Below are 13,334 nucleotides of genomic sequence, written 5' to 3' on the forward strand. Positions count from 1 at the left end.
TGTCGTGAGGAGAGATGCTCGGCCGGCCGAAAAGGTTGTCACCGGGGTGGCAGCACCTGGTCCTCGATCGTCGTCGTGCGGCCGGCTGCGACGGTGACGAGGACGGGCGGGGCGGCGGCGGACCTCGGGTTGCTGTCGTGGAACGTCAGGGCGTACTCCCCCGCTGGGAGTCCGCCGATGCGGAACCTGCCCCTGGCCGAGACGTTCACGGCGTGGACGGCGCCCACGCCGCTCGCGGTCACGCACACCTCCGTGCCGGACTGCAGACGGTGGGCGTCCCGGGTCGTGACCGTGCCCTGGATGTGGCCGGCGACCTGGACCGTCCGGTGATGCGTGGTCGTCGGCCCGGAGGTGATCGTGACGATCGATCGGGAGAAGACATGGGCGCCCGAAGGGTCCGTGGTCTCGACCCGGTAGTCGTCGCCGACCGTGGTGTGGATGCGGGTGAATCGGTATCCGCCGATGTCGTCCGTGGTGGCGGTCTCCACGCGGACGCCCTCGTCGCGGCCGTTGGCGAACAGAGCGACGAGGATCCCGGCCAGCGGGTAGCCCTCCGGGTCGGAGATCGTGCCCGTGATGGCAACGGTGGACGGCGCGAGTGTCGTGGTCAGTCCTACGGGAGCGGTCATGCTTTCCCCTCAGCTCGAAGTGGTGTCGAGGGTTAGATGCCGCTGGTGCCCGGAAGGTTGTCCCCGGCGTCCAGATACTGCGGGTATGGTGAGAGGCCCGTCACACCTGGAGGAGACCCGTGGCCAATCTCGCCGCCTTGTTGGAGCAGTCGACCGAGAAGTACGCCGACCGCACGGCGATCGTCTTCGGCGACACCCGGTTGACGTATGCGCAGGTCAACGGTGCTGCGAACCAGGTGGCGAACCTCTTGGTGGCGCGTGGCATCGAGCCGGGCGACAAGGTCGCGCTGTCGTGCCCCAACCTGCCCTACTTCACGATCATCTACTTCGGCATCCTCAAGGCCGGCGCCACCGTGGTGCCGCTGAACGTGCTGCTCAAGGGCCGCGAGGTGGCCTATCACCTGGCGGACTCGGACGCCAAGGCGTACTTCGCGTTCGAGGGCACGCCCGACCTGCCGATCGGCGAGGCGGCGTGGGAGGGCTTCCAGGCGACCGAGTCCTGCACGGAGTTCTTCCTCATCAAGCTGGACTCCCAGCAGCCGGAGCCGATGGAGCCGCCGGAGTTCTACGGGCCGCTCGTGGCGCAGCAGCCGCCGACGTTCGCGACGGTCGAGCGCGATGACGACGACACCGCCGTCATCCTCTACACGTCCGGCACGACGGGTCAGCCCAAGGGCGCCGAGCTGCGGCACCGCAACATGCGCGACAACGCCCTGGCCGGCAAGGACCTGTTCGGTGCGGACGAGTCGCGCCCGGACACCTACCTGTGCGTGCTGCCGTTGTTCCACTCGTTCGGGCAGACCGTGATCCAGAACGGCTCGATGGCGTACGGCGGGACCGTGGTGATGCTGCCGCGGTTCGAGGCGCAGTCGGCGTTGAAGCTCATGCTGGCCAACGGCGTGACGTTCTTCGCGGGTGTCCCGACGATGTATTGGGGACTCCTGGGTGCGCTCGACGACACGGTGGACGTGGAGACGCTGGCGAAGAACCTGCGGGTCGCGGCGGCGGGCGGCTCGGCGCTGCCGGTCGACATCCACCGCCAGTTCAAGGAGCGGTTCGGGGTCACGATCCTGGAGGGCTACGGGCTGTCGGAGACCTCGCCGGTGGCGTCGTTCTCGCGGTTCGGCGAGGAGCCGCGGGTCGGCTCGATCGGCGTGCCGATCCCCGGTGTCGAGATGAAGCTGATCAACGACGACTGGTCGGACGTCGAACCGGGTCCGGACGCGGTCGGGGAGATCGCGATCAAGGGCCACAACGTCATGAAGGGCTACTACAACCGGCCCGAGGCCACCGCCGAGGCGATCCGCGACGGCTGGTTCCGTTCCGGTGACCTGGCCAAGAAGGACGAGGACGGCTTCTACTACATCGTCGACCGCTCCAAGGACATGATCATCCGCGGTGGATTCAACGTCTACCCGCGGGAGATCGAGGAAGTCCTCATGGAGCACCCGGCGGTGTCGCTCGTCGCGGTCATCGGCGTCCCGCACGAGTCGCACGGCGAGGAGATCAAGGCCGTCGTGGTCAAGACCAAGGACCACGACGACGTCGCGGAGGCCGATCTGGTGGCGTGGGGCAAGGAGCAGTTCGCGGCCTACAAGTACCCGCGCGTCGTGGAGTTCCGCGACGAGCTGCCGATGACCAGCACCGGCAAGATCCTCAAGCGCGAGCTGTCCTGAACGCGGGTCCGAGGACCGCGGTGACACCGATAGACTGAGGGCACCGACCACTCAAGGAGCGTCCGTGGCCCGCGTCATCGTCGATGTCATGCCCAAACCCGAGATCCTCGACCCGCAGGGCAAGGCCGTACACGGCGCACTGCCGCGCCTCGGCTACCACGCCGTGACGGACGTGCGCCAGGGCAAGCGGTTCGAGCTCGAGGTCGAGGTGGTCGACGAGGCCACCCTAGCCGAGGTGCACGCCCTGGCCGGCACCCTGCTGTCGAACCCGGTCATCGAGGACTACTCCGTCAGGGTTGATCAGTGAGCGAGCGCCAGCGAGTGAACCAACCAGGGCGATTCATGCGGGATCTCCTGCATGCTGCACTTTCCGCAGGGGGTCGCGCATGAAGATCGGCGTCGTCACGTTCCCGGGGTCCCTGGACGACGTCGACGCGCAGCGCGCCGTACGCATCGCCGGTGGCGAGCCCGTCGCGCTGTGGCACGGCGACCATGACCTCAAGGGCGTCGACGCGGTCATCCTGCCGGGCGGCTTCTCCTACGGCGACTACCTCCGCGCCGGTGCGATCGCCCGTTTCGCGCCCGTGATGACCGAGGTCATCGCCGCGGCGCAGGGCGGCATGCCGGTGCTCGGCATCTGCAACGGCTTCCAGATCCTCTGCGAGTCGCACCTGCTGCCCGGCGCCCTGATCCGCAACGACCACCGCACGTTCATCTGCCGCGACCAGACCCTCAAGGTCGAGAGCTCCACGACCGCCTGGACCTCCGGCCTGTCGGTGGGCGACGAGATCGTCATCCCGCTCAAGAACGGCGAGGGCGGCTTCGTCGCCGACGAGGACACGCTCGACCGCCTCGAGGGTGAGGGCCAGGTCGTGTTCCGCTACGTCGACGTCAACCCCAACGGCTCGCTGCGCGACATCGCCGGCATCACCAACGAGCGCGGCAACGTCGTCGGGCTCATGCCGCACCCCGAGCACGCGGTCGAGGACCTCACCGGACCCGGCACCGACGGTCTCGCTCTCTTCACCTCGGCGCTGGCCACCCTCACCTCCGCCTGACCCAGGCCTCGCTGAGCGTGACGAGTTGCAGGCTCAGACCGGCGTGTCGCCTGCAACTCGTCACTCCCAGCGAAGGACGGGCTACTCCGCGGCCTGGGAGGGATGCACCCGGCGCAGCATGAAGGTTGTCGGAGCGACCGCAGCGACCGTCGCGATGGCGAGGCACGTCGCGCCGATCGCGCCCAGGCCGAGCCACGGGATGTCGATCGGCATGCCGTCGAGGCCGCTGCCCAGGGACCGGCCGACCAGGACCGCCACCGTCGCGCTGATGATCGCGCCCATCGCCAGCGCTGCGGCGGTCACGAGCGCGGACTCCCAGAGGACGACCTTGCGGACCTGCCGCTCCGTCGCGCCGATCAGCCGTGTCGCGACGAACTCGCGGTGCCGCTGCAGGCTGCCCATCAACAACGTGTTGGCGATCGCCAGCGCGGCGTAGAACCCCGACGGGCCGAGCAGCACCCACAGCGCGAACGTGTTGTTCTTGCGCAGGTCGGCATCGGTCGCGGCGAGCCAAGCGTCGGCCGACTCGGCGTGGCCCGAGGTCCCGCGCAGCGACGCGTTGATCGTCGAGACCGGGTCGGCGACACCCGGCTGGGGGATGACGAACCACCGGTCGGGCGTCGCCGCGACCAGCCCCGGCGGCAGCAGCAGATCGCCGTAGAGCGACGGCGCCGACTTCACGACCGTCACGACCTTGAGGTCGACCGGCTTGCTGTGGCCGAAGGCGACCCGCATCGTGCTGCCGAGGCGATAGCCGCTGTCGAACGCGTACGACTCGGACATGGCGATCGTGTGGCCGTGCAGATCACCGAGTGATCCCCTGACGGCAGTCAGCCCTCGGGCCGCGACCGCGCTGGCGACGTCGACCGTCTGCGCGTCCTCGAGCTCCCGCTCGCCCTCGCGGTCGATCAGCGTGATGCTGGTCGACGCGCTGGCGTCGGCGACCTTGACGGCCGGCGAGGTCGCGAGCGCCGTGCCGGTACGTTCGCCGCCCTGGACGACGACGGGGGCGTTGAGGTACTGCTGGTTGATCGCGTGGTCCCAGTCCGCGGCGATGCCGAGGGTCAGCAGCAGCGATCCGCCGATGGCCGAGATCGCGAGCGTCGGTGCCGCCAGCGACGCGGTGCGCTTCGCCGAGGCCGCGACGTTGTCGCGCGCCAGCCGGATCGTCACGTCACCACGGCGTACCAGCGGCCAGGCGATGAGTCGCGCGAGCGCCGGGAACAGCCACGGACCGAAGCAGACCGCCGAGATGACGAGCATCTCCGGCGCGAAGATGCCGAGGACGAGGGACAGCTCGCCGGTGACGGCGCCCATCGTGACGAGCATGGTGAGGGAACCGCCGAGGCAGAGGAGCCCGACGACGAGTCGCCAGAATCCCATCCGGCGGCGTTCGACCGCGGCCTCCCGCATCGCGTCGACCGGCGGGATCCTCGACGCGCGCCGTGCGGCGGATCGCGCGCCGATCAGGGCGACGACGGCGCCGAGCGGGAAGGCGATGGCGAGGGTGGGCCAGAAGCTCGGCGGGTCCAGCTTCATCGGCGTCAGGCCTCGCTCGTGCGCCAGCCAGAGCGTCGGCGGGGTGATGAGGTGGGCGAACACGCAGCCGGCGAGCGAGGCGACGGCCGCGACGATCAGCGACTCCCCGAGGATCATCCGGCGGACCTGACGCGGCGTGGCGCCGACCAGCCGCAGGAGACCGAGCTCGCGCCGCCGCGAGGACACGACGAACGAGAACGTGCTGGCGACCACGAAGATCGCGATGAACCCGGAGAAGCCGGACATCACGCCGAACATCGAGGCCAGGTCGTCGAGCTGCAGCCGGGTCCTGGTGTCGCCGGGCTCGAGCCGCGACGTGGCCTCGGCGACCGCGGTGATCATCTCGACCGTCAGTGCGATCAAGGTGACGCCGAGGAACAGCGCGACGAACGATCCGACGTACGGGGCGATGTTGCGCCGCACGGTGTGCCGGCTGAGGTCGAGGAGCATCATCGTTCGAGCTCGCTCATCATCGCGGCGATCTGGGTCGCGGTGCCGTGCTGCAGGTGTCCGACGAGCAGGCCGTCCTCGAGGAAGATCACCGAGTGGGCGTACGACGCCGCGACCGGGTCGTGCGTGACCATCGCGATCGTGTGGCCGTGCTCGTCGACCGAGCGCCGCAGCAGCTCGAGCACCTGGTGACTGGTCGTACGGTCGAGGGCGCCGGTCGGCTCGTCGGCGAACACGACCTGCGGCTGCGCGATCAGGGCGCGGGCGATCGAGACGCGTTGCTGCTGACCGCCCGACAGCTCGGCCGGCCGGCGCCCGTGGTGGCCGTCGAGGCCGACGTCGGTGAGCGCCGCGAGGACGTCGCGGCGACGGGGTCGTACGCCCGCGAGCCGCAGGGGCAGGGCGACGTTGTCGAACACCGTGAGGGCGGGCAGCAGGTTGTAGGACTGGAAGACGAAGCCCATCGTCGAGCGGCGCATCGTGGTCAGCTCGACCTCGTTGAGCTTCGCCAGGTCCGTGCCGGCGACCAGGACCGTGCCCTTCGTGGGCCGGTCGAGGCCGGCCGCGCACTGCAGCAGCGTCGACTTGCCGGACCCTGACGGGCCCATGACAGCGGTGAACGTTGAGGCGCCGAACGTGTGGGTGATGCCGCGCAACGCGTCGACCTTGCCGGCCTTCGACGTGTACGTCTTGGTCACGCCGTCAAGGACGACGGCGTCGGTGCGCGTGGTGGTTCGGCCGGGCTCGGGATCGGTGAGAGTTGTCATGACTCCATGACATCGCCGCAGAGCCGCGTCGTCTCTGGCCTGCGAACCACTCTTGGGGTAGCGCACGCGATACCGCCAGGAGTGGACCTGAGGTCACTGTCACCAGCGCATCGCACCCCTACGCTGGGTCATCATGACCTCCGCGACGCGTACCTCCCCGGTGTGGTCGGCCGTCGGCGGCAACCCGGTGCGCCTCGTGCTCTCGCCGTGGCCGTGGCGCTCGCTCGCCTACCTGCTGAGCGGCGCCGTCGTCGGGCTCGTGTCGCTCGTCGGGTTCTTCGTGACGATCGGCGTGGGCATCGTGACGACGCCGCTCGTCATCGGGTTGTTCATCCTCGGCGCGCTGCCGAAGCTCGGGGCGATGATCGCCGTGGTGGAGCGCCGCCGGTTGCCCCTGATGCTGGGGGAGCCCGCGGCGCCGGAGCTTTCGGGGACACCGTGGTGGCGGACCCCGCGCGATGCTGCGTCGTGGCGCGCGCTGGGCTACGCCGTGCTCCTCGCACTCGCCCTGTGGATCGTCGACCTGCTCGTCGCGGTGCTGGTCGTCACCGTCGTCGTGGTGTCGCTGCTGTCGCCGTTGCTGGCCCACTTCGACACCGTCGGCATGCTGTGGTGGCAGCTCGACTCGACCCGTGAAGCGGTGCCGTTCGCGATCATCGCGACCCCGGTCGGACTGCTCCTGGGCGCGTACGTGGTGACGGTCCTGGCCGCGGCGCAGTCGTCGCTGGCGCGGATCCTCCTGAGTCCTCGCGAGGAGGAGCTCGAGGCCCGCGTCACGGAGCTGCGCCGATCGCGGATCGAGCTCGTCGACGCGTTCGAGACCGAGCGCAAGCGCATCGAGCGCGACCTGCACGACGGGGTGCAGCAGCGCATGGTCGCGCTGACCATGTTGCTCGGTCGTGCCGAGCTCGACGTGCCCGAGGGCGAAGGACTCGCGCTCGTGCGCCAGGCGCACAGCGAGGCCGAGGCGGCCCTCGCGGACCTGCGCGAGGTCGTCCGCGGCGTGCATCCCCGCGTCCTCACCGACCTCGGGCTCGGCGCCGCGATCCGTGAGGTCGCCGACCGCATGCCCATCCCCGTACGCGTCGACGTCTCCCTCGACGAGCGCCCGCCGGCGCAGGTCGAGGCCGCGGCCTATTTCGTCGTCAGCGAGGGGCTCGCCAACGTCGCCAAGCACGCGCAGGCGCGGAGCGCCGCGATCCATGCCAGACGAGCCGGTGACGCGTTGGTGCTCGTCGTCAGTGACGACGGTCGCGGTGGCGCGGTCGTCGGCGAGGGGTCCGGCCTGTCCGGTCTGGTCACCCGCCTCGACGCGCTGGGTGGCACGCTGAGCGTCACGAGCCCCGACGGGGGACCGACCGATCTGCGGATGGAGAGCCCATGGCACGTCGACCGCTGAGGATCGTCCTCGCCGAGGACTCGGCGCTGCTCCGGGAAGGGCTGGTCGGCATCCTCGAGCGCGCGGGTCACGAGGTCGTGGCGAGTGCGACCGACGCCGACGAGCTGGTCGCCGCCGTCCGGGCTGATCCGCCCGACGTGGTGATCACGGACGTACGCATGCCGCCGGGGCACTCCGACGAGGGGCTCCGTGCCGCCGCTGCGATCCGCGAGGAGCAGCCGGCGCTGCCGATCCTGGTGCTGTCGCAGTACGTCGCCGACGCCTATCTCCCCGCGCTGATGGACTCCGCGGGGACCGCGGGCATCGGCTATCTGCTCAAGGACCGGGTCGGCCGGGTCGCGGACTTCCTGGCGAGCCTCGACCAGGTCGTCGACGGGCAGACCGTCGTCGACCCCGAGGTCGTCCGTCAGCTGCTGGCTCGCCGGAGCGACGACGGGCCGCTCGCCGCGCTGACCGCCCGCGAGCGGGAGGTGCTGGCGTTGATGGCCGAAGGGCGTACCAACGGGTCGATCGCCGAGGCGCTGTTCGTCAGCGACGCGGCCGTGCGCAAGCACGTCGGCAGCATCTTCGCCAAGCTCGAGCTCGGCGACGACCACGATCGCCGCGTCTCCGCCGTCCTCACCTACCTGCGGGGCTGAGCCCCCGCTGGGACTGACGTTTCTGCTGGGCCAGCACGGCGTGTCGCAACAGAGACGTCAGTCCCAGCGAGGACGTCACATGGGAACGGGCGTGAGGGACTCTCGTACGGCGGCGCGCTTGCGGGACGAGCCGAGGATCCACGACAGCACGGCGGCGACGGCACACAGCCCGGCACCGCCGAACCACGCCAGCGAGTAGCTCCCGGTCTGGTCCCGGATGACTCCGGCGACCAGGGCGGCAGCAGCGGCGCCGAACTGGTGCGCCGCGAACACCCAGCCGAACACGATCGTGCCCTGCTCGCCGAAGATCTCCCGGCACAGCGCCACGGTCGGCGGCACCGTCGCGACCCAGTCGAGTCCGTAGATCACGACGAACGCGACGATGCTCGGCCGTACGCTCGACGACAGCAGCGTCGGCAGCAGGACGAGCCCGACCCCGCGGAACGCGTAGTAGCCGACGAGCAGCATCCGGGGGTCGTAGCGGTCGGTGAACCAGCCCGACGCCACCGTGCCGGCGATGTCGAAGATGCCGACGACCGCCAGCAGGCCCGCCGCCGTGGTCTGGTCCATCCCGTGGTCGTGCGCCGACGGGATGAAGTGGATGCCGACCAGGCCGTTGGTCGTCGCACCGCAGATCGCGAACGCGGCGGCGAGGGCCCAGAACGCCGGCACGCGGGCGGCGGCGCGCAGCGCATCGGTCGCCCGCTTGGCCGCTCCACCGGTCTCCCGTACGGGCGGCAGCCAGTCGGCCGGCGCGCCGTACGGTGCGAGGTGGCGGTCCTCCGGGAAGTCACCGATGAACCGGATGACCAGGGGTACGACCAGCAGTGCGGCGCAGGCGATCGTCAGCGACGCCGTGCGCCAACCGACGTTCTCGGCGAGGGCGGCGACGATCGGCAGGAACACCAGCTGGCCCGTCGCTCCGCCGGCCGTGAGGATGCCCATGACGAGGCCGCGCCGCTCGATGAACCAGCGGTTGGCGATCGTCGCGGCGAACACCATCGCCATCGAGCCCGTGCCGAGCCCGATCAGCACGCCCCACGTGATGAGCAGCTGGAACGACTCGGTCATGAACACCGTGAGGCCGCTGCCCAGCGACACCATCAACAGCGCCACCGTGGTGACCTTGCGGATCCCGAACTTGTCCATCAGTGCCGCGGCGAACGGCGCAGTGAGCCCGTAGAGCAGCAGGTTGATGCTGACCGCGAGCGACATGATGCTCGTCGACCAGCCGAACTCGTCGTGCAGCGGCACGAACAGCGCACCCGGTGCGGCGCGGAAGCCGGCGGCACCGACCAGCGCGACGAACGCCGTCACGGCGACGAGCCAGGCCGGGTGGATGCGCGTACGGGTCATGGTTCCTGACTTTCTTGAGGAAAGTTGCCTGGTCGACCATACTGGTGCTGGCTTTCCTCAAGCAAGCCGAAATCCAGCCAAAACCGAGGTGCATCATGCCACTGCGATCCGACTGGTCCGAGGACCTGTGTCCCGTACGCCGGGGACTCGACGTGCTCGGCGATCCGTGGATCATGCTGATCATGCGCGAGGTCCTGCACGGGCGCTGCCGGTTCGACGAGATCCGCGACAGCATCGGCATCTCCGACGCGGTCCTGAGCCGCCGGCTTCGGCTGCTCGTCGACGAGGAGCTGCTGCGCAAGGTCGAGTACCGCGCCGACCGGCGAACGCACTTCGAGTACGTCGCGACCGACGCCGGCGCCGACCTCCTGCCGATCATGCACGCCGTGTCGATCTGGGCTGAGAAGCACACGCGGATGCCCGAAGGCGGCGCACACATGGCGGTCATCCACGAGACGTGCGGCGCCGAGACGACGACAGCCGACGTCTGCAGCGAGTGCGGCGACGTGCTCCGCCCCGGCGACGTCAGCTGGGACAAGCCTTGGAAGGCGACCCGCGAGCGCCTGGTCGGCGCAGCTCAGCCCTCGTAGGGCGGTGCCTCGCCCCAGCCCCACCGCGGCGTGGGCAGCTCGGGCGGGGGTGTCGCGCCTGCAGCCGAGTTGGCCTTGGCGATCCGGGTGCCCCACTCGACGTAGGCGACGAACGCCGAGCGGAACTCAGGGTCGTCGGGCAGGCCGGCCTCGTCGGCGCTCGCCGCGATGAGTCCGGCCCACCGCGCGCGTTGCTCCTCGGTGATGGCCAGCCCGATGTGGTGGCGCAGCATGCTGGGATAGTCGCCCAGCTGGTCGGTGTAGGTCGTCGGCCCGCCGAACACCTCGCCGAGCCACAGCGCGACGTGCTCGCGATGCTGTGCGCCCATGTGGCGGAACACCGGCTCGAGCACCGGATCGGCGAGCACCCGGTCGTAGAACACCTCGGTCAGGCGCAGCAGGCCGTCGTAGCCGCCGCACCAGTCGTACAGCGTCGGGGTCGCGGTCATCGGCTCTCCTTGCTCCAGTGTCGCGATCGTAGCCCGACAGACTGACTCCACCGGGCAGACTGATCCTGTGCCTGACCTGACCCGCCTTCGCGACGCGCTCGTCGCGTGGGCCTCGGGCGGCGACGGGGCTGCCGTGCCGGAGCTCGCCGCGGGGCTGCGCGTGGTCGCGCTCGTCGAGGGCGTGAGCGACCAGGCGGCGGTCGAGCGCCTGGCCGTACGCCGTGGCCGTGACCTCGGGGCCGAGGGGGTGTGCGTCGTGCCGATGGGCGGGGCGACCAACATCCGCCGGTTCGTCGACGTCCTCGGTCCACACGGCCTCGGCACCTCGATCGCGGGGCTGTGCGATCGCGCGGAGCTGGGATTCTTCGAACGGGCCCTCGCCCGGGCCGGACTCGGGCTCGACGGCTTCTTCGTGTGCGAGCCCGACCTCGAGGGTGAGCTCATCCGTGCCCTCGGGGCGGCGGCGGTCGAGCAGGTCATCGCACTCGAGGGCGAGACCCGGGCGTACGACGTCTTCCGTCAGCAGCCCGCACAGCGGGAACGCAGCGACGAGCAGCGCCTGCACCGGTTCATGGGGACGCACAGCGGGCGCAAGGAGCAGTACGGCCGGGCGCTCGTCGATGCGCTGGACCTCGACCGTGTGCCGAGGCCTCTCGACGACCTGCTCGTCAGGCTCACGGAGCGCGGCTGAGACACTGGGCGCATGGATCTTCCCGTCGCCTGGTCGCTCGTGCTCATCGTCACCGCGGTCTGGAACTTCGTCATCTGGCCGCCGTTCCTCAAGCGCGTACGCAAGGACGAGCGGTCGCGCGACGCCGCCGGCAACGCCACGACGTTCCTGCGCGTCCACACGATCCTCATCGGGATCTCACTGGCGCTCGCCGTCGCTGTCGGCGTGCTCGGAATCGTCACGCTGTTCTGAGCGTTGACGCACGTATGAGCAACCAGGTCACCCACAACGCCGACAAGGACCGCTACGAGATCCACGTCGACGGCATCCTCGCCGGCTTCACCCAGGCATTCGAGGACGGCGACGTCGTCACGTTCCCGCACACCGTCGTGTTCGACCAGTTCGAAGGCCAGGGCCTCGCGTCGCAGCTGGTCACCGGTGCCCTCGACGACATCCGCGTGCGCGGCAAGAAGATCATCGCGACCTGCCCGTACGTCGCACGGTTCGTCGAGAAGCACCCGGACTACCAAGACCTGTTGGCGTGACCACGCGCACACCGCGCGATTCGTTGGGCGAGGCAACGAACTGCTAGAATGTGAATACGTGAACGCGCCAGTCCGGTGCTGTTCCGGCCCGACGAAGTAGCGCATCGTGCGTGAAATGGATATCGGGCATTCATCCCGAATCGTCTGTGAGTTCCTTGAATCAGCCTGAAGGCAGCTCTGTGCTGCCCACCTTTTCCTCCCTCGACCTCCCCGCCTCGCTGGTATCCGCGTTGGCTCGCCAGGAGATCGTCAACCCCAGTCCCGTCCAGCAGGCGGTGATCCCCGATGCGCTCGCGGGACGCCACGTGCTGGGCCGCGCGCGCACCGGCTCCGGCAAGACCCTGGCCTTCGGCCTTCCGGTCCTCGTCCGGCTCGCCGGTCGCACGAGCCGCCCCAAGGCCCCCCGTGGCCTGATCCTGCTCCCGACCCGTGAGCTCGCGACCCAGGTGCGTACGGCCATGGAGCCGCTCGCGCAGAAGATGGGCCTCCGCCTGACCACGGTCTACGGCGGCGTGCCGATCAACAAGCAGATCAGCACGCTCCGCAACGGCGTCGACATCGTCATCGCCACTCCCGGCCGTCTGACCGACCTGCTCGACCGTCGCTGCATGACGCTCGACGACATCGAGATCACGGTCCTCGACGAGGCCGACCACCTGTGCGACCTCGGCTTCTACAAGCCGATCGACGCGCTGCTGACCAAGACGCCTGAGTCGAGCCAGCGGCTGCTGCTGTCGGCGACGCTCGACGGCGACGTCAACAAGCTCGTCAAGCGCCACCTGCCCAAGCACGTCCTCCACGAGGTCGACTCGGGCGAGAGCGCGGTCGACACGATGGAGCACCACGTGCTCGTCAGCGCCGCGACCGAGAAGTCCAAGACGGCGTTCGACCTGCTGCGCGCCAACCCGCGCAGCATCGTCTTCACGCGCACGCGTCGCGGGGCCATGCGCCTCGCCCGCCAGCTGACCCAGAACGGCATCGAGGCCGTCGACATGCACGGTGACCTCTCGCAGCGTCACCGTGAGCGCAACCTCGAGGCGTTCAGCAGCGGCCGGGCCAGCGTCATCGTCGCCACGGATGTCGCCGCGCGCGGCATCCACGTCGACCGCATCGGTCTCGTCGTGCACTACGACGCACCGGCCGAGCACAAGGCCTACCAGCACCGCTCGGGCCGCACGGCTCGTGCCGGGGAGTCCGGATCCGTCGTCACCATGACGACGCCCGAGGCCCTGCGCGACGTCATGCAGCTGCAGAACAAGGCCGGCGTCACGGCGCGTCACCACGACGCCCGCACGGCGCCGTCACCGATGACGGCCGAGGCCCTCTCGGGTGCCGGCACCGAGGCCCCGCACATGTCGTCCGTACGCCAGGGTGCTCGCACCTCGGGCAACGGCGGCGGCCAGAACCGCGGCGGAGGGCGTCCCCAGGGCGGCTTCCGTGGCAACGGTGGCGGACGTCCGCAAGGTGGCGGAGGCAACCGTGGCGGTGGCGGCGGACGTCGTCGCAGCGGTGGGTCCGGCGGATCCACGCGCGTCTACTCGTCCTCCTAGACCGCCCGTACGACTGAC

15 protein-coding genes are annotated in these 13,334 nt (G+C 69.9%); 10 read left to right on the plus strand and 5 right to left on the minus strand.

All coding sequences use genetic code 11. The features are described from left to right. Window positions 1-38: 38 nt before the first annotated feature. Entirely contained in the window at window positions 39-629 is a 591-nt protein-coding gene (locus ASC61_RS08940) for a carboxypeptidase-like regulatory domain-containing protein (RefSeq protein WP_056211094.1), read from the minus strand. 119 nt (window positions 630-748) lie between these two features. On the opposite strand from ASC61_RS08940, the gene ASC61_RS08945 reads away from it, so the two are divergent. The 3 genes from ASC61_RS08945 (at window position 749) to purQ (ending at window position 3,363) form a co-directional block, all read left to right on the plus strand. Continuing rightward, window positions 749-2,305, plus strand: coding sequence for a long-chain-fatty-acid--CoA ligase (locus ASC61_RS08945; RefSeq protein WP_056211097.1), 1,557 nt, complete (start codon window positions 749-751; stop codon window positions 2,303-2,305). Window positions 2,306-2,369: 64 nt separating this feature from the next. Continuing rightward, window positions 2,370-2,612, plus strand: coding sequence for a phosphoribosylformylglycinamidine synthase subunit PurS (gene purS / locus ASC61_RS08950; RefSeq protein ID WP_056211099.1), 243 nt, complete (start codon window positions 2,370-2,372; stop codon window positions 2,610-2,612). Window positions 2,613-2,691: 79 nt separating this feature from the next. Beyond that, on the plus strand, window positions 2,692-3,363 hold the full coding sequence (purQ, locus tag ASC61_RS08955) for a phosphoribosylformylglycinamidine synthase subunit PurQ (RefSeq protein WP_056211101.1): 672 nt from the start codon (window positions 2,692-2,694) through the stop codon (window positions 3,361-3,363). 81 nt (window positions 3,364-3,444) lie between these two features. Here the strand turns inward: purQ and ASC61_RS08960 are convergent, their stop codons facing one another. Together ASC61_RS08960 and ASC61_RS08965 are read right to left on the minus strand one after the other, a co-directional pair. Further along, a complete protein-coding gene (locus tag ASC61_RS08960; RefSeq protein WP_056211102.1) occupies window positions 3,445-5,355 on the minus strand; it encodes an FtsX-like permease family protein in 1,911 nt (636 codons plus the stop codon). After that, window positions 5,352-6,119 carry an ABC transporter ATP-binding protein gene (locus ASC61_RS08965; RefSeq protein ID WP_056211104.1) on the minus strand — a complete coding sequence of 256 codons (768 nt, stop codon included), beginning with the start codon at window positions 6,117-6,119 and terminating at the stop codon, window positions 5,352-5,354. Before ASC61_RS08965 ends, ASC61_RS08960 begins: the two co-directional genes overlap by 4 nt. A gap of 133 nt (window positions 6,120-6,252) precedes the next feature. Between ASC61_RS08965 and ASC61_RS08970 the strand changes: the two genes are divergently transcribed. Continuing rightward, window positions 6,253-7,518, plus strand: coding sequence for a sensor histidine kinase (locus ASC61_RS08970; RefSeq protein ID WP_056211106.1), 1,266 nt, complete (start codon window positions 6,253-6,255; stop codon window positions 7,516-7,518). Continuing rightward, window positions 7,500-8,156 (plus strand): response regulator transcription factor, encoded by a 657-nt coding sequence (locus tag ASC61_RS08975; protein WP_056211108.1) that lies wholly within the window; start codon window positions 7,500-7,502, stop codon window positions 8,154-8,156. The genes ASC61_RS08970 and ASC61_RS08975 overlap by 19 nt, the downstream gene beginning before the upstream one ends. Window positions 8,157-8,231: 75 nt before the next feature. On the opposite strand, the gene ASC61_RS08980 is transcribed toward ASC61_RS08975, so the two are convergent. Further along, the gene (locus ASC61_RS08980; RefSeq protein ID WP_056211109.1) at window positions 8,232-9,512 is read right to left on the minus strand and encodes an MFS transporter; all 1,281 of its coding nucleotides are present in this window, start codon (window positions 9,510-9,512) and stop codon (window positions 8,232-8,234) included. A 95-nt stretch (window positions 9,513-9,607) separates the two neighbouring features. On the opposite strand from ASC61_RS08980, the gene ASC61_RS08985 reads away from it, so the two are divergent. Continuing rightward, complete coding sequence (locus ASC61_RS08985; RefSeq protein ID WP_056211111.1) at window positions 9,608-10,102, plus strand: winged helix-turn-helix transcriptional regulator; 495 nt, start codon at window positions 9,608-9,610, stop codon at window positions 10,100-10,102. Here the strand turns inward: ASC61_RS08985 and ASC61_RS08990 are convergent. Further along, entirely contained in the window at window positions 10,090-10,551 is a 462-nt protein-coding gene (locus tag ASC61_RS08990) for a group II truncated hemoglobin (protein WP_056211113.1), read from the minus strand. The genes ASC61_RS08985 and ASC61_RS08990 overlap by 13 nt on opposite strands. 67 nt (window positions 10,552-10,618) lie before the next feature. On the opposite strand from ASC61_RS08990, the gene ASC61_RS08995 reads away from it, so the two are divergent. The 4 genes from ASC61_RS08995 (at window position 10,619) to ASC61_RS09010 (ending at window position 13,316) form a co-directional block, all read left to right on the plus strand. Next, the gene (locus ASC61_RS08995; RefSeq protein WP_056211115.1) at window positions 10,619-11,242 is read left to right on the plus strand and encodes a TOPRIM nucleotidyl transferase/hydrolase domain-containing protein; all 624 of its coding nucleotides are present in this window, start codon (window positions 10,619-10,621) and stop codon (window positions 11,240-11,242) included. 12 nt (window positions 11,243-11,254) lie between these two features. Continuing rightward, window positions 11,255-11,473 (plus strand): SCO4848 family membrane protein, encoded by a 219-nt coding sequence (locus ASC61_RS09000; RefSeq protein WP_056211117.1) that lies wholly within the window; start codon window positions 11,255-11,257, stop codon window positions 11,471-11,473. Between the two features lie 14 nt (window positions 11,474-11,487). Then, entirely contained in the window at window positions 11,488-11,766 is a 279-nt protein-coding gene (locus ASC61_RS09005) for a GNAT family N-acetyltransferase (protein ID WP_056211119.1), read from the plus strand. Between the two features lie 179 nt (window positions 11,767-11,945). Further along, window positions 11,946-13,316, plus strand: a complete 1,371-nt coding sequence (locus tag ASC61_RS09010; RefSeq protein ID WP_157439434.1) for a DEAD/DEAH box helicase — start codon at window positions 11,946-11,948, stop codon at window positions 13,314-13,316. Window positions 13,317-13,334 lie beyond the last annotated feature (18 nt).

The organism is Aeromicrobium sp. Root344 (assembly GCF_001425755.1).
Lineage (GTDB): Bacteria > Actinomycetota > Actinomycetes > Propionibacteriales > Nocardioidaceae > Aeromicrobium.